At 68.6% G+C, this 15,635-nt stretch carries 15 protein-coding genes and 1 tRNA gene; 5 read left to right on the plus strand and 11 right to left on the minus strand.

The features are described 5' to 3' along the window. Window positions 1-12: 12 nt before the first annotated feature. Both AC0VYD_RS17515 and AC0VYD_RS17520 read right to left on the minus strand, forming a co-directional pair. Window positions 13-1,572, minus strand: a complete 1,560-nt coding sequence (locus AC0VYD_RS17515; RefSeq protein ID WP_475476595.1) for a branched-chain amino acid ABC transporter permease — start codon at window positions 1,570-1,572, stop codon at window positions 13-15. A gap of 326 nt (window positions 1,573-1,898) precedes the next feature. Beyond that, window positions 1,899-2,468 (minus strand): ANTAR domain-containing response regulator, encoded by a 570-nt coding sequence (locus AC0VYD_RS17520; protein WP_191272679.1) that lies wholly within the window; start codon window positions 2,466-2,468, stop codon window positions 1,899-1,901. A gap of 148 nt (window positions 2,469-2,616) precedes the next feature. Here AC0VYD_RS17520 and AC0VYD_RS17525 point away from each other — a divergent pair. Then, window positions 2,617-2,699: transfer RNA gene (locus tag AC0VYD_RS17525), tRNA-Leu, on the plus strand. A gap of 89 nt (window positions 2,700-2,788) precedes the next feature. Next, window positions 2,789-3,589 (plus strand): transcriptional regulator, encoded by an 801-nt coding sequence (locus AC0VYD_RS17530; protein ID WP_475476596.1) that lies wholly within the window; start codon window positions 2,789-2,791, stop codon window positions 3,587-3,589. An 85-nt stretch (window positions 3,590-3,674) separates the two neighbouring features. Here AC0VYD_RS17530 and AC0VYD_RS17535 read toward each other — a convergent pair whose 3' ends face one another. The 4 genes from AC0VYD_RS17535 to AC0VYD_RS17550 form a co-directional block, all read right to left on the minus strand. Then, window positions 3,675-4,610, minus strand: a complete 936-nt coding sequence (locus tag AC0VYD_RS17535) for a lysostaphin resistance A-like protein (RefSeq protein WP_475480291.1) — start codon at window positions 4,608-4,610, stop codon at window positions 3,675-3,677. A 38-nt stretch (window positions 4,611-4,648) separates the two neighbouring features. Next, complete coding sequence (locus AC0VYD_RS17540) at window positions 4,649-5,224, minus strand: DUF3887 domain-containing protein (protein ID WP_475476597.1); 576 nt, start codon at window positions 5,222-5,224, stop codon at window positions 4,649-4,651. A gap of 146 nt (window positions 5,225-5,370) precedes the next feature. Continuing rightward, window positions 5,371-6,258 (minus strand): serine hydrolase, encoded by an 888-nt coding sequence (locus AC0VYD_RS17545; protein ID WP_475476598.1) that lies wholly within the window; start codon window positions 6,256-6,258, stop codon window positions 5,371-5,373. Then, window positions 6,255-7,121, minus strand: a complete 867-nt coding sequence (locus AC0VYD_RS17550; RefSeq protein WP_475476599.1) for a LysR family transcriptional regulator — start codon at window positions 7,119-7,121, stop codon at window positions 6,255-6,257. Before AC0VYD_RS17550 ends, AC0VYD_RS17545 begins: the two co-directional genes overlap by 4 nt. Before the next feature lie 128 nt (window positions 7,122-7,249). Here AC0VYD_RS17550 and bla point away from each other — a divergent pair, with 128 nt between their 5' ends. Both bla and AC0VYD_RS17560 read left to right on the plus strand, forming a co-directional pair. Continuing rightward, window positions 7,250-8,158, plus strand: a complete 909-nt coding sequence (gene bla, locus AC0VYD_RS17555) for a class A beta-lactamase (RefSeq protein WP_475476600.1) — start codon at window positions 7,250-7,252, stop codon at window positions 8,156-8,158. A gap of 246 nt (window positions 8,159-8,404) precedes the next feature. Further along, on the plus strand, window positions 8,405-9,376 hold the full coding sequence (locus tag AC0VYD_RS17560; protein ID WP_475476601.1) for a DUF1266 domain-containing protein: 972 nt from the start codon (window positions 8,405-8,407) through the stop codon (window positions 9,374-9,376). A gap of 160 nt (window positions 9,377-9,536) precedes the next feature. Here the strand turns inward: AC0VYD_RS17560 and pyk are convergent, their stop codons facing one another. After that, entirely contained in the window at window positions 9,537-10,970 is a 1,434-nt protein-coding gene (gene pyk, locus AC0VYD_RS17565) for a pyruvate kinase (protein WP_452541824.1), read from the minus strand. A 213-nt stretch (window positions 10,971-11,183) separates the two neighbouring features. Here pyk and AC0VYD_RS17570 point away from each other — a divergent pair, with 213 nt between their 5' ends. Continuing rightward, complete coding sequence (locus tag AC0VYD_RS17570) at window positions 11,184-11,891, plus strand: maleylpyruvate isomerase N-terminal domain-containing protein (protein WP_475476602.1); 708 nt, start codon at window positions 11,184-11,186, stop codon at window positions 11,889-11,891. A gap of 38 nt (window positions 11,892-11,929) precedes the next feature. Here AC0VYD_RS17570 and AC0VYD_RS17575 read toward each other — a convergent pair whose 3' ends face one another. From AC0VYD_RS17575 to AC0VYD_RS17590, 4 genes are all read right to left on the minus strand, one after another. Beyond that, the gene (locus AC0VYD_RS17575; protein ID WP_475480292.1) at window positions 11,930-12,823 is read right to left on the minus strand and encodes a prenyltransferase; all 894 of its coding nucleotides are present in this window, start codon (window positions 12,821-12,823) and stop codon (window positions 11,930-11,932) included. A 72-nt stretch (window positions 12,824-12,895) separates the two neighbouring features. Next, window positions 12,896-13,285, minus strand: coding sequence for a DUF2784 domain-containing protein (locus AC0VYD_RS17580; RefSeq protein WP_475476603.1), 390 nt, complete (start codon window positions 13,283-13,285; stop codon window positions 12,896-12,898). A 58-nt stretch (window positions 13,286-13,343) separates the two neighbouring features. Further along, complete coding sequence (locus tag AC0VYD_RS17585) at window positions 13,344-13,727, minus strand: DUF2784 family protein (protein WP_473038886.1); 384 nt, start codon at window positions 13,725-13,727, stop codon at window positions 13,344-13,346. Between the two features lie 432 nt (window positions 13,728-14,159). After that, window positions 14,160-15,614 carry a glutamate synthase subunit beta gene (locus tag AC0VYD_RS17590; RefSeq protein ID WP_475476604.1) on the minus strand — a complete coding sequence of 485 codons (1,455 nt, stop codon included), beginning with the start codon at window positions 15,612-15,614 and terminating at the stop codon, window positions 14,160-14,162. Window positions 15,615-15,635 lie beyond the last annotated feature (21 nt).

Raw genomic sequence — 15,635 nt, forward strand, 5'->3', positions numbered from 1 at the left:
TGTCTACCTCTCCTAGCCGACCCGCTCGCGCCGACCGAGCAGACCCTGGGGCCTGATCAGCAGCATGAGGATCATCAGGGCCAGAGCCCACGCCTGCATGAGCTGTGTGGGGAACCACAGGGTGGACAGCATCGCCACCAGACCGACGGTGATACCGCCGACCATCGCGCCGTAGGCCGTTCCCAGACCGCCCAGAATCACCGCGGCGAACATGAGCAGCAGCAGGCGGAAGCCCATCTCGTAGTCCACGACCTGGTTCAGGCCGAAGAGCACACCGCCCAGCGACGCCAGGCCGCCGCCCAGGAACCACACGTACAGCGTCACCCGGTCCACGTCGATACCCGAGGACTCCGCCAGGTCCCGGTTGTCCGAGACCGCCCGCATCGCCTTGCCGATCCGGGTGAACTGCAGCAGACACGCCACCAGCACCAGGACCACGGTCGAAATGGCCATGATCACCAGGTCGCGCGGCGGCATCGAGATCGGCCCGAAGTCCACCATCTCCTGCACCTGGTAACCGGCGTAACGCTCCCGGTTCGCGCCGAAGAGCACCAGCAGCACGTGCCGCACCACCAGGGCCAGACCGATCGAGACGATGAACATCTGGATCAGCGCGACGTTGCGCCTGCGCAGCGGACGCCACAGGTAACGCTCCATCGAACCGCCCAGGACGGCGCCCATGACCACCGCGATGCCGGCGGCCGCCCACAGCGGCACCTGCCAGCCCAGGTCGTCACCGAGCACGCCCACCAGCGTCGCCAGCGCGATACCGCCGAAGACCGAGGACCACTGGAGGACGACCAGCGTGGTCCGGTTGAGCCTGTCCTCGGCGAACGCCCCCAACAGGACCGCGACACCCAGACCGGCGAAGATCGCCAGCAGGGAGTTGCCCAGCCCCGCGGCGCCGGTACTGAACAACAGGGCCATCATCGCGCCGAAGGTGACCATGTCACCGTGCGAGAAGTTGATGACCTGCGTCGTACCGAAGATCAGTGAGAGGCCGATCGCGGAGATCGCGATGACCAGGCCGAACAGGAGACCGGCCGCGGCGAGCTGCACGAAGCGCTCCCCGAAACCGCCGCTGACGCCCTCGACCGCGACGGACTCGTCGTCGGCGGGCGCCTCCTCGTCCTCGGCCGCGTCCTCTTCCGGTGAGGGGGCCGCCTCGTCCTGCTCGGCGGATTCACCCGGGTGTTCCAGCACGATGAGGACGAGCCGGTCCTTGTCGGCCTCGACCTCGACCTCGGCCTCTCCGTCGACGACAAGCGCCGTCTCACGTACGGCGAACTCGCTGGGGACGGACTCCTGGTCCACCACTAGGCGGTAGTCGCCCGGTCCGGGCAACCCCACTTCCCAATTTCCATCAGGGCCGGTCTCCACCGCATCGATCTCGTCGTCACCCTGGAAGACCGTGATCAGGATGCCTTCGACACCCTGGTCCCGGTCGTCCGGCTGACCGATCTGACCGTGCAGCGACTCACCGCCCTGTTCGTCTGCCGTCGCCACTGCCCCGGGAATCACCAGGAATGCGGTGATCAGGGCGAGCAACACGGTCACGAGGCGTGTGCGCACGCGCGCTCCTTGCGCATCTGAGGTTGGCGGACTCCGAATGCGAGCATTCGGGTACCGCTGTCCTTTAGCTGTTCGGTGCGGTGAGTTTAGCCCGATTTAGGCTGGTCATTCAGCATCGCTTAAGCCACGTGATCCAACCGTCACCCCATTGTGTGCAACCGAGATCAAACTGGTACGAGATCCGCGTTGACCCTGGACGTTCGTCTAGCTTTCGCCGCTGCAAGCAGCCGATCTGTAGGTTTGTGCCGGATCTCGACCCGAGGAAGCACGAAGGGGCCGCACCCGGTCGGGTGCGGCCCCTGTTCAGTACTGCGGGGGTCGGCTGGTTAGGCCTGCTGTCCCCCGAGTGTCTCGACGACTGTCTCGGCGACCTTGCGCATGGTCAGCCGACGGTCCATGGAGTTCTTCTGGATCCACCTGAACGCCTCGGGTTCACTCATCCCGTGGCGGCTCTGCAGCAGCCCCTTGGCCTGCTCGACGAGCTTGCGCGTCTCGAGCCGGTCCTGGAGGCTGCTGACCTCCGCCTCCAGCGCCGCCAGTTCGGCGTAGCGGGAGGTGGCCATCTCGATCGCCGGAACCAGGTCCGACTTGCTGAAGGGCTTGACCAGGTAGGCCATCGCCCCCGCCTCGCGAGCCCGTTCGACCAGCTCCCGCTGGGAGAAGGCCGTCAGGATCACGACCGGGGCGATGCGGTCCCCGGCGATGCGTTCGGCGGCGGAAAGGCCGTCGAGCACCGGCATCTTGATGTCGGTGATCACCAGGTCCGGCCTCAGCTCCTGGGCAAGCCGGATAGCGGCCTCCCCGTCGCCGGCCTCCCCGACGACGGCGTAGCCGTCCTCCTCGAGCATCTCCTTGAGATCCAGGCGGATCAGGGCCTCGTCTTCCGCGATCACCACACGGCTCTGCGTCCTCGTCACGTATACGAGGTTACCGAGATCCGCTAGTATGCTGTGCGTCGGCCCCGGCAATGCACGTCAATCGTGACTGCACTGTTGGCGGACCGCCGCCCCCCCCGGAAGCCGAGCAGGCAAACCGGACAAACCAGCCGGAATGATGGAATGGTAGACATAGGGGACTCAAAATCCCCCGCCCGCAAGGGTGTGTGGGTTCGAATCCCACTTCCGGCACCCACAACAGAGCCGCCTCCGGGTGGCTTTTTTGCTGTTCAGTGGCATCCCGCCAGAGAATGTCCGAAGCGTGAGCAACCATGCACTGTATGTACTCACGCAAGATCGTTGACGAGACCTTTCGCCTCAAAACCCAAGGGCTGACCGATAAGGCCATAGCAGCTCAGTGCGGTGTATCCATCCAAGCAATCCGGCACTGGCGCTACGGGAACCGACGAAGCCCTGGCACCGAAGCACGCCGTGCGGAGCGCACCCTGTACTGCCCCAGGTGTGCGAACGGAGAAATCAACCAAGAAGCCTACGCCTACGTGCTAGGCGCCTACCTCGGCGACGGCCACATCACGCAGGGCAGGCGTGGAGTGTACGCGTTGTCAATTTTCTACGACAACAGCTATCCCCAACTCATCAGTTACTGCAAGGTTGCGATCGAGGCCATCTTCCCCGTCGGGGTGTTCATGGTCAAACGGGCTGGCTGTACCGAGGTCAAGGCGACGTCCAAGCACTGGCCCTGCATCTTTCCCCAGCACGGCAAGGGTCACAAGCACTCACGCCCGATCGTCCTGGAGCCCTGGCAGCAGGACATCGTTGGTGAGCAACCCAAAGCCCTCATACGTGGGTTCATGCACTCGGACGGGTGCCGCGTCATCAATCGAATACGCAAGAAGCGGCCGGATGGTGGCGCGGAGTACTACGAGTACCCGCGCTACCACTTCACCAACGTTTCCACCGACATCATCGGGCTGTACACCGAAGCCCTGGACCAGCTGGACATCCCCTGGAAGGTCCACACCAGCAAGGGGAAGGGAACCCATCAGGACAAGCACGTCGTGTCCGTCTCCAAGCGGGACGCGGTGGCCCGGATGGACCAGTTCGTCGGGCCGAAGTACTGAGGGGGTCGGGCTCGGGGACTCGGAGGCCGACGAGGACAGCTCCCACCCGGTGTTCGCGTTCGGTGGATGAGCACCGCCCCCTCCGTCAGGTGGACCCGGGTTTCGACGGCGGGCCGGCCGGGTGCTTCCCGGGAGAGAACTGTCCGGTGGCGATGAGGACCGCGACGAGGACGAGCGGCACGATCCACCCGCTCCAGCCGAGGACCGTCGCCTGCGTGGTGTCGATGTGCTCCCCTGCCCGGGCGAAGAGGAGGTAGGTCCCGGCCGCCCCGTTGAACGCGGCGTGGGCGAGGGCGGCGGGCCACACGGATCCCGACCGGAGCCGCAGCCAGCCGAAGAGCGCGCCGACCAGGGTGCACATGAGGACCATCGCGGCCAGGCCGAGCCAGCCGGGCGCGTCCGCGTAGTTGTACCCGAGGAGGATGAGCGGGGCGTGCCAGAGGCCCCAGATCACGCCCATGGCCAGGAGTGCCGGGAGTGTGCCGAGGGGCATCAGCTTGGGGAGCAGCCATCCCCGCCATCCCAGCTCCTCTCCCAGGGCCGGGATGAGGTTGATGAACGCGGCCAGGGGCAGGGTGGCGAGCTGGAGGGTGATCAGTGCGCCGGTCGGTATCGGGATCTCGCCTAGTCCCGCGGCGCCCGCCTGTTCGTCGAGGGTCTGTTGGAACGCGGAGAAGTTCGTGAAGTCGGCCGGGTAGACGCCGAGCAGCGCGCCGATCGGGAGGGCTGCCAGGACGAGGGCGATGGACCCGAAGATTCCCAGCGCCGCGTAGCCGATCAGTCTTCGGGCCGGTTTGAGCGGCCACAGTCCGAGCGTCCACGCCTTCTGTCGGGGTTTGTCCATGAGGAACACGACGACGAGTGCCGCGATAGCGGGGGTCGTCATCATGGCGACGGACACGAGGGGGAAGAGGGGGCTGGTGAGTCCGTCGCCGAGCCAGAGCGGGAGGGCGACGAGCCAGGCGAGGGCGAACGCGAGGGCGGTGAACACGCCGATGGATCGTAGGTCGTGTCCGCTCATGCGGGGTTGGATCGTGGGGGTGGTGCGGGTTTGGGGGGTCACGGCGTCTGCCTTTCGAGGATGTGCAGGCCGGCGATGGTGCGGTCGTCTCGGAAGGTGATGCGTGCGGTGTAGTCGCCCGCTTCGAAGGAGAGCGGTGTGTTGGTGACGGTCATGTCGCCGGCCCGGGCGGCCTCTGGTTCGCCGTGTCCTTCGTAGGCTCCGGCAAGGCCGATGATCTGGGCCCATGCGGCGGCGAGTGCGTCCTCGGGCAGGCCGTCGCGCATGGTGGGGTCGAACTGTTCGGTGACGCGCGTCCATTGGCCGCAGGCGAGGTCGTCGACGGTCGAGGCGGCCAGTTCGGTGGCGCCGGGGAGCGGGGTGGTGTTCATGGGTTGTCCTGTTCGGGGGTCGACCGGTTTGCCGTAGCGCTGGAACGCCGCCTGTCGGCTGACGCCGAGTGCGTCGCCGACGGTCTGCCAGGTGGCGCCGTTGCGGCGTGCTTGTTGGACGACTGCGCGTACGACGTCGTCGGCTGCCGTCTGGATGCTGACGGCGTGTCCGATGGAGTGGGTCCAGTCGTGGTCCGTGGTGAGGACGCGTGAGGCGAGGAGGGCGTCGGTGTGGGTTTTCAACGCCCGCAGCGCATCCGTCAATTTTTCTTGCACTTGTCAAGCATAGCTTTACATGTGCTGTCCGCGCCAGTCCTGTTCCTGAGCCCGAGGGGGCCCGTGGACCGTCGGGGGCTGCGTGGACGCGGCGTTCGCGGGTGTGTGGCGGGTCAGTTGGCTCGGAGGTGGTCTCTGAGGGTGCGGGCGGCTCGGCCGATGAGGGCTTCGGTGGCGGGTTGTTGGCGGGCGGGGACGTGGGATGCGGTGAGGGCGGCGATGGCGTAGGCCTCGCCGTTCCTGTGTTCGACGACGCCGATCTCGTGGCGGTGGTTGAGGACGCTTCCGGTTTTGGAGGACCAGGTGCTGGCGTCGGTGCTGAATTCGGGGGCGAGGCGGTGGCGGACGACGTTGTCGGCCATGAGGGCTCGTAGGCGGGCGGCGACGTCGGGGTGGATGGTGGTGGGCCTCCAGAGGGCTTGGAGGAGGTCGACGTGGGCTCGGGCGGAGCCCGAGTTGGCGAGGGTGACGTCGAGTTGGGGGATGCGGTGGCCGCGTCCGGCGGTTTGGGCCTGGATGGCGAGGGTGTGGGCGAGGTGGGTCTCGTCGGGGGCGAGGCGTTCGGCGGGGGTTTCGTTGAGGTCGCGGACTCGGTGTCGGACGGTGATGCCGTGGATGTGGTGTTCGTGGAGGGTGCGGGTGACGTGGGCGGGCAGCGTGAGGTCGAAGAGGGCGTCGGCGGCGACGTTGTCGCTGACGCACATGGCGAGGTAGAGGAGGTCGTCGATGGCGACGGTGGTGGGGTGGCGGAACCGGCTGAGGCCGAGGGGGCCGGTGGTGGGGCCGCCGGGTTCGATGCGGATGGGGGCGGCGCCGTCGAGTTCGCCGTGTTGGAGGCGTTGGAGGGTGGCGAGGGCGAGGGGGACTTTGACGAGGGAGGAGGTGGCGTACTCGGTGTCGGGGTGGATGCCGATCTCGTGTCCGGTGTTGAGGTCGCGGACGAGCAGGGAGGCGTGGAGTTTGGCCTGGTCGAGTTCGGTCTGGAGTCGTTGGGTGATCACGGGGTGGTTGCTCCGAGGCAGTGGGCGATGTGGGCGTGGATGCGGGTGCGGAGGATTTCGGCTTTTTCTCCGGTGGCGGTGTAGGTGCGGGTGGGTTGGGTTTCGCCGAGGGGGCGCCAGTGGAGGTTGAGGTCTTCTGCCTGGCGGGGTGAGCAGAGGAGGAGGTCGTGGGTGGTGAGGACTTCGGCGGTGGCGTTGGTGAGGGTGGTGGCGTGGGTGATCTGGGTGGGGTGGAGGCCGACGGTGTCACCGGTGTGGGTGAGGGGGTCGCGGATGTGGGGTGTGTCGTCTTCGGGTTGGATCCAGACGCGGCGGGGCGGGGTGGTGTCGCCTCGGTGGGGGCGGAGGGTTTCGAGGTAGTGGGTGTTGATGTGGGGTGGTTGGTGGGTGGCGAGGCCGAGGGGGACGGTCCAGTGGGCCTGGTCGGGTGGGACCGCGGTGATGGCGGTGCGGACCTGGTTGGTGTGGAGGAGTTCGGTGCGTTGGGCGGGGTGTGCGGGGTGGGGGTCGAGGTGGAGGTCGTGTCGGCGGGCCTGTGCGGTGAGGTGGGCGAGGTCGTGGGTGGTGCAGGTGGTGGGGACGGCGATGCGGAGGGGGGTGAGGCGGGCGGTGGCGGCGTCGTGTTCGAGGGTGTGGGCGAGGTGGACGAGGCGTCGTGCGGTGGGCAGGACGGTGTGGCCGAACTGGGTGAGGGTGGGGCGTCGGGTGGTGCGGTCGAAGAGGGGTGCGCCGAGGTGTTTTTCGAGGGCGGCGATGCGGCGGCTGGCGACGGGTTGGGGGATGCGGGCGGCTGCGGCTCCGTGGGTGAAGCTGCCTCTGTCGCTGACGTGGACGAAGGCTGTGCAGGCTCCTAGGAGGTCCATGGTCTGATGTTATGCCGAAAGTGCATGGGTGTGGCTGTTTCTGTCTTGGACAGTATGGGTGGTGGGTGGTGAGACTGCGGGGGCGGGCCGGTTCTGGTTCGTTCTCTCTTTGTTCCGTGGGGGTTGTCGTGCGTAGTTCGGTGTGGCGCGGGTTCGTGGCGTCGGTCGCGTTGGTGCCGTTGGTGGGTTGTGGTGCGGCGGAGGCCGGTGGGGGCGCGTCTTCGGCGGGTGTGCCGTCGGAGTCGCCCGCCGAGGTGGATTTCGCGGCGGAGTTCGGGGCCTTGGAGGAGGAGTTCGACGCCCGGTTGGGGGTCTATGCGCTGGACACGGGTTCGGGGGAAGAGGTCGCGTTCAGGGCGGACGAGCGGTTCGCGTACATGTCGACGTTCAAGGCCCTGCTGGCGGGGGTGGTGCTGTCGGAGAACTCGTTGGCGGAGATGGAGCGGGTGGTGACGTACGGGGAGGAGGATCTGCTGGAGTACGCCCCGGTGACGGAGGAGAACGTGGATTCGGGGATGTCGTTGTTGGAGCTCAGTGATGCGGCGGTGCGGTACAGCGACAACACGGCGGCGAACCTGTTGTTGGCTGAGGTCGGGGGTCCGGAGGGTTTCGGGGAGGCCTTGACGGAGCTGACGGGCGACGAGGTGACCAACCCGGTGCGCTCGGAGCCCGAGTTGAACGAGGTGGGTCCGGGCGATGAGAGGGACACGAGTACTCCGGAGGCCCTGGTGGGGAGTCTGGAGGCGTTCACGTTGGGGGACGTGTTGCCGGAGGAGCGTCGTGAGGTGTTGGTGGATCTGATGGTGCGGAACGCGACGGGGGACACTCTGATCCGGGCGGGTGTGCCCGAGGGCTGGGTCGTGGGTGACAAGACCGGTGGCGGGTACGGGATGCGGAACGACATCGCCGTGGTGTGGCCGGAGGAGGGCGAGCCGATCGTCATGGCCGTGTTGTCGGGTCGCAACGAGGAGGGGGCCGAGTACGACGACGCGTTGATCGCGGAGGCCACCGAGGTGGTGGTGGAGGCCCTGGACTAGGGGCTGGCGGTCGGGGTTCTGGTCGGCCTGGGGCAGGCTGGCCAGAACCTCTGTAACTACCCGACCTTTTCGACCCCAAATGGGTCTTTTGTCACTTTATGTGGGCGCAAGCGGGCTGAACCGGTCACATCACGGCCACAACCTGAGTACAACCCGTGAGTTCGGTCGCCCGGGAGGCTCCGCGTACCTGATCCTTGATGGCACGAAGCCCTGACGGAACGGGCTCGGCGAGGAGAGGGGCGAGGGTTGTTGACCGCGGTGGCCGGGGTGATCGGCGCGCTGGTGATAGGGGCCTGGGTCGTGGTGGCCTGGGGTTCCCGTCGTCGTCAGCCGTGGCTGTTGACCCCGTTGGCCCTGCTCGCGGTCATGCTCGTCGCGTTGGATCTTCCCGGGTGGTCGTTCCTGCCTTTGCTGGCCCTGGCCACGGGGTCCTTCGCCGAGTTGGTGATGGGATCGCGTGAGGCGCCCACGATCAGGACCAAGGACCCCGAGGCCCCGCTGAGCACCGAGCGGTGGGCCGCCGCGGTGGCGGCGCCGTTCCGGGTGGCGTTGGCCGAGCCGTGGGACGTGGTGGCCCGTCCGAGCCTGCGGCGCCGGTACCGGCGGATGTTGGAGCACCAGTGGTCCGTGGTGGACCGGGAGTCCCTGCTGGCGGCGGTGGACAACCTGCTGGAGGGGTTGCACGGCGGGCCGAGCCTGGATCTGGCGGTGGACCTGCGGGCGGGGACGGCCCGGTCGCGGCTGCCTTCGGAGCAGGGCGGTCGGGACACCGGTGAGACGGTGGAGCTGTCGGCTGAGCAGGTGGCCCGGTTGCGGGCGGTGACGGGTGTGTCCGAGGGCGACGAGACCGTGATCATCGGTGCGTACCAGTGGTGGAAGTCCGTGCACGCCATCCGGTTGGTGTGCGGCGGGGCGACCCTGGACTGGTTGAGTCCGGTGGAGACGCAGACGCTGCTCAGGCGGGTGGCGTCGGATCTGCAGCGCCGTTACTCGTCCTGGGGGCAGTTGTCGACGGCCTTCCACGCCGGTTACCTGCTGTGGCCGGACAAGGGCGTTGAGGGCGACCAGGTGGTGGGCGAGGGCCCCGACGCGGACCGGGTGTGGGTGGCCCTGGGGTTGCTGGACGAGGACCCGAGGAGCCCGTGGAACCTGTTGCCGTGGGACATGCCGTTGGACCGGGTGACCTTCGAGGGCGGGGTCTCCTCCCACCAGGAGTGAGACCGCGGGTGCCGGTCCTGCCGCGGGCCGGGGTCAGGTGCCCCGAACGGCCTCGGCCGCACCGGTCGGCCCGGAGAGGTCGGCGCGGCTCATACGCCTTCCCCCGGGCCGGACCTGATGCGGCCCGTCAGCGGCGCCGTTCAGGGCGCCGGGTCACGCGTCAGTTGGTGCCGAGCGCGACGGCGTCGCCGAGTCGGTGGACGCGCAGGGAGTTGGTGGAACCGGTGGTTCCGGGCGGGCTTCCCGCGACGATGACGACCTTGTCGCCCTTGTGGTAGTCGCCGAGGCGGAGGAGTTCGCTCTCCACCTGGCGGACCATGTCGTCGGTGTTGTCGACCCACGGGACCAGGTTGCTCTCGGTTCCCCAGGTCAGGGAGAGCCTGCCCCGGGTGATGTCCTCGGTGGTGAAGGCCAGGAGCGGGATGGGTGAGCGGTAGCGGGCCAGGCGTCGGGCCGTCTCACCGGACATGGTGAAGGCGACCAGTGCCTTGGCGCCGACGGTGGCTCCGATCTCGGCGGCGGCGCGGGCGATGGCTCCGCCGGTGGTCTCGGGTACCCGGTTGAGGATGTGCGAGGCGCGCAGGGACTCCTGCTCGGCGGCGCTGACGATGCGCGCCATGGTCTCGACGGTCTCGATGGGGTACTGGCCGACGCTGGTCTCGCCGGAGAGCATGACGGCGTCGGCGCCGTCGAGGACGGCGTTGGCGACGTCGGAGGCTTCGGCGCGGGTGGGTCGGGGTGCGCTGATCATGGATTCGAGCATCTGCGTGGCGACGATGACCGGTTTGGCCTTGTCGCGGCAGCGTTCGACGGCGCGCTTCTGCACCATGGGGACGTTTTCGAGGGGGAGTTCGACGCCGAGGTCGCCGCGGGCGACCATGACTCCGTCGAAGACCTCGATGATGTCCTGGAGGCGTTCCACGGCCTGGGGTTTCTCGATCTTGGCGATGAGGGGGACGGTGATGCCCTCCTCGTCCATGATGCGGTGGCACTCCTCTGCGTCGGCCGGGCTGCGGACGAAGGAGAGGGCGACCATGTCGACGCGGTGTCGCAGGGCCCAGCGCAGGTCGTCCTCGTCCTTTTCGGTGAGGGCGGGGACGCTGACGGAGACGCCGGGGAGGTTGAGTCCCTTGTGGTTGGAGACGGTGCCGCCGAAGATGGCGCGGGTGTGTACCTCGGTGCTGGTGGTCTTGGTGCACTCCAGCACGACGCGGCCGTCGTCGATGAGGACGCGGTCGCCGGGGCGGACGTCTCCGGGGAGTCCCTTGTAGGTGGTGGAGACGCGGGTGCTGTCTCCGGGGACGTCTTCGGTGGTGATGGTGAACTCGTCGCCTGCGGCGAGTTCGACGGGGCCGTCGGGGAAGGTCCCGACGCGGATCTTGGGTCCTTGGAGGTCGGCGAGGACGCCGACCGCCCGGTTGGTGTCCTCCGTGGCCTTCCTGAGGTTGGTCAGGCTGGCGCTGTGGTCGTCGTGGGTTCCGTGGCTGAGGTTGAGTCGGGCGACGTCAAGGCCTGCCTCGACGAGGCGCCGGAGTGTTTCCGGGCTCGAGGTGGCTGGTCCGAGGGTCGCTACGATTTTTGCTCGACGTGTCACGAGTATCACTTTAGAGCGTCTGGGGGATGGAGTGGTCTAAACCAGGTTGCGATTGGACGTATGCGAGGTGGAGCGGGAGCGAACCCGGTCACCGCGGGTGACGGTTCGGGGGTTGGTTTCGGGGGCGTCGGGCGGTGCGGGGCCGGGCCGGGGTTCCGGTGTGGTGGGGCGCTCGTTAGCCTGTGGGCGTTCTTCGGGTGGAGGGTGTGTCCTGTGTTCGAGCGCGGTGTCGTGGTGTCGGCCCTGGCGGACGAGGTGGCGGCGTTGGAGGGGGTGCTGGCGGGGTTGTCGGAGGCGCAGGCCGTCCTGCCGACCCGGTGTGAGCCCTGGGACGTGGCGGCGTTGGCGGTGCACACGGTGGGTGCGTTGCACCAGGTGACGGTGGCGTTGGAGGGGGAGGCTCCGGGCGTGTCGCGCGGGTTGGTGTCGGCGGCGGGGTACTACGCGCCGGACGTGCGGTTCTCTCCGGAGGTGAACGCGGCCCGGGTGGGCGATGCGTTGGAGGGTGCGGCGCGGCGCGCGGACTCCGCGGAGCCGGGGAGGGTGCTGCGGGGGCTGTGGGGGGCGCTGGAGTCGCGTGTGGGCCGCGAGCCGGTGGAACGGGTGGTGGTGACGCGGCACGGTGATCCGATGCTGTTGACGGACTACCTGGTGACCCGGGTGGTGGAGTTGGTCGTGCACGGCTTGGATCTGGCGGACGCGCTGGGGCGGGAGCCGTGGACCTCTTCGGCGGGGTCGGGCCTGGTCCACGAGGTGTTGTTCGGCGGGGTTGATCCGGCGGTGTTCGCGCGGGTGCTGTCGGCGGCGGAGGCCGGTGGTGCCTCGTTGGCGGCGGTGCGCGCGGTGACGGGCCGCTCGGCCTCCGCGGTGGACCGGGACGCGTTGGAGGCTGCCGGAGTGCGGTTCCTGGCGTTGGGTTAGGACCGCGTCGGGTCGGTGGTGGTCGGTCCTGTGGGCGGTTACACGGAGCGGCGGGGCCGGGGCAGGCCGGGGCGGAGCCGACCGTAGGCGCGGAGGATGCGTAGGCGCTGGATGGTGCGCATGCCTTCGCGTTCGATGGTGGCCGCGGTGTCCCAGTGGTCCCAGGTGGCGTCCCAGCCCCCGTCGGGGCGTTGTTGTTCCTCGAAGGCGTCGAGGTTGCGTTCGATCTCGTTGTCGGTGAAGAGCGGTCGGGCGATGTGGTGGGGGTGGCAGGCGAGGTCGAGTGGTGTGTGGACGTGGCCGGTGGCGCGGGGGTGTACGTCGATGACCGCGCGGATCCTGTGGGCCAGGTGGTTCATGGCCCAGACGGCGCGGGCGCGGTCGGGGACGTGTTGGAGGAAGCTGCAGATGCTGACGGCTTCGTGTGCGTTGGTCCAGTGGAGCGCGTCGATCTGTTTCCAGCAGTAGGCGGTGGCGTGGTCGCGCCAGGGGTGGGTGATGTTCCTCTTGTGGAGGAGCCCGGTGATCATGGCGGTGGTGTCGAGTCGGCTGCTGAAGTCGTTGGTGTGCTGGTACCAGGGTGCGGCCTGGGTGTAGCGGACGTTGGGCAGTACGGCGGGGAGTCCGCCGTCGTCGTTGCTGGCGGTGGCGAGGTACCGGCAGATGCCGTTGCCGAGGTGCGCGGGGATGGCGCCGAGTTCGTCGAGGTAGCGCAGGGCGACCTCGGTGGAGGCGGGTTGGCTGGCGTGGCCGCGGAGGTCGGGGTCGATCCCGTTTCCGTATCCGCCGTCGAGGTTGCGGTAGGCGGCGAGTGTGGTGTGGACGGGTTGGGCCGATCCGCTCTGGAAGAGGTAGGCGAAGCGGTGCCGGTCGAGGAGCCGGGCGCTGCGCATGGTGAAGTGTTCGGCTGCGCGGTAGGAGTCCCAGGTCACAACGGTCATGCTTCGACGGTACGGGTGCGGGTGGGCGGGGTGAACAGTGCGGCCGTGATCCATTCGCGATCTTTACGCGCGGTTCTCGGGGCAGTTGCGTTGGCGCCTGCGTCGGCGGCGCAGGAGGAGGGCTCCGGCCCAGGAGAGGGTGACGCTGAGGGCGACGAGGAGTTGGGCGGTGAGGAGGTGTTCGGTCGGATAGATGACGCCGGTGAGGTAGTGGTCGATGAAGCCCTCATCGGGGAGCCCGGCCTGTCCGGCGCGTTCCCTCCCCCAGGTCTCCAGGTGGGTGAGGGGGCACTGCCAGCCGATGAGGGTGATGCCGAGGGCGTAGAGGGCGGTGGCTGCGTGGGGCCACAGGGCTCGGGGCCATCGCCAGGCGAGGAAGCCGCCGAGTGTGACATAGACGAGGAACGCGAAGTGCAGGAGCATCGCGGTCTCCCCGAGCACCTGGTAGCCCATGCCCCCAGGGTAGGTCGCGCGGGTTGGGGCCGTCCGGCCGTGCCGGGGGTGCGGTGTCTCAGGCGGGGTCGGGGTGCTTGGTGCGGCGTCGGCGGAGGGTGAGCAGGGCCAGTCCGGCCCAGGAGAGGACGACGACCGCGCCGACGCCGAGCTGGACTGTCACGAGGTGGTCGGCGGGGTAGATGACGCCGGTGAGGTAGTGGTCGATGAAGCCCTCGTTGGAGAGTCCGGCCTGTCCGGCGCGTTGCCTCCCCCAGTTCTCGACGTGGGTGAGGGGGCAGGTCCAGCCGACGACGCTGATGCTGAGGCCGTAGAGCGCGCAGCCGAGGTGGATCCAGAAGGTGCGTGGCCATTTCCAGGCAAGAAGGCCGCCGATGGCCATGTAGAGGATGAAGGCCGCGTGGATGATCATGGCGGTGTCGCCGATGATGCGGTAGATCATTCGCCTGTCCCGGGGTGGGGGTGGGAGGGCCCAGGGGCGGGGGGTGGTCGGTGCGGGCCGCTGCCGTTCCACGGCCCGTGGTGGGTCTCGATCCTGCCGGTTGGAGGTCGGTCCGCCGACACGGCGGGGTCACGGGTGGGCAACGTCGCGTCGGGCGCGGGGCCCGCTGTGGTGGGGGTGGGGAGGGTCGCCCGGAACGCGTGTCGGGCGCGGGGTGGTACCCCGCGCCCGACAGTGTTCGCCTTGGGCCTCCGCTGGCGCTTCGGCCCGTGTCCGGCGTCTTTAGGCGGAGGGATTCTTCATCCTCGTCCGCGCCTGGCTCGTTCCTCGCTGGCGGCTTGACTCGTCTTGCAGAACCCTCCGGACGCCGAACGCCCCGCGCCCGACAGTGTTCGCCTCGGGCCTGCGCTGACGCCTCGGCCCGTGTCCCGCCTACACGAGCGGGCGCTCGGTGGGCGGGATGGCGACCGGCAGGGTGGTGTCGGCGCCGAGGTAGCGGTCGACGCCGGCGGCCGCGGAACGGCCCTCGGCGATGGCCCAGACGATGAGTGACTGGCCGCGGCCCATGTCGCCGGCGCAGAAGACGCCGTCGACGGTGGTGCGGTAGTCGTTGTCGCGGACGACGTTGCCGCGGCCGTCGAGTTCGACGCCGAGCTGGTCGATCATGCCCGCCTTCTCGGGGCCGACGAAGCCCATGGCGAGGGTGACGAGGTCGGCGGGGATCTCGCGTTCGGTGCCCTCGACGGGTTCGAAGCCGTTCTGGCCGCGCTTGACCTCGACGAGCTTGAGGGCGCGGACGTTGCCCTGGTCGTCGCCGAGGAACTCGACGGTGTTGACGGAGTAGATCCGCTTGCCGCCCTCCTCGTGGGCGCTGGTGACCTTGTACAGCATCGGCATGGTGGGCCAGGGCTGGTGGTCGGGGCGCGTGGTGGGGGGCTTGGGCATGATCTCGAGCTGGGTGACCGAGGCGGCGCCCTGCCGGTGGGCGGTGCCGACGCAGTCGGCGCCGGTGTCGCCGCCGCCGATGACGACGACGTGCTTGCCCTCGGCGTGGATGGGTGCGCGGTCCAGGTCGCCCTCCTGGACCCTGTTGGCCAGGGGCAGGTACTCCATGGCCTGGTAGATGCCCTTGAGTTCGCGGCCCTTGGCGGGCAGGTCGCGCCACTGGGTGGCGCCGCCGGTGAGGACGACGGCGTCGTTGTCGGCCTTGAGCTGGTCGACGGTGATGTCGACGCCGACGTTGACGCCGGTGCGGAAGGTGGTGCCTTCGGCGGTCATCTGGGCGAGGCGGCGGTCGATGTGCCGCTTCTCCATCTTGAACTCGGGGATGCCGTAGCGGAGGAGGCCTCCGACGCGGTCGGCGCGCTCGAAGACGGTGACGTCGTGTCCGGCGCGGGTGAGCTGCTGTGCGGCGGCGAGCCCCGCGGGGCCGGAGCCGACGACGGCGACCTTCTTACCGGTGCGGTGGGTGGGGGGCAGGGGCTTGACCCAGCCTTCCTCCCACGCGCGGTCGATGATGGAGACCTCGACGTTCTTGATGGTGACGGCGGGCTGGTTGATTCCCAGGACGCACGCCGACTCGCACGGGGCGGGGCAGAGGCGTCCGGTGAACTCGGGGAAGTTGTTGGTGGCGTGCAGCCGTTCGATCGCCTCGGCCCAGTCGTGGGTGTAGACGAGGTTGTTCCACTCGGGGATGAGGTTGCCGAGGGGGCAGCCGTTGTGGCAGAAGGGGATGCCGCAGTCCATGCAGCGTGAGGCCTGCTTGGTGACGGTCCCCCGGTCGAAGTCCTCGTGGACCTCGCGCCAGTCCTGGATGCGTACGTCGACGGGGCGGTGCTTGGGGAGCTCGCGCTCGGTGATCTTCAGGAAACCCTTGGGGTCAGCCATGGTTCTTCCTCCTCTCGTGTA

This window comes from Nocardiopsis sp. iso_40, from assembly GCF_056173285.1.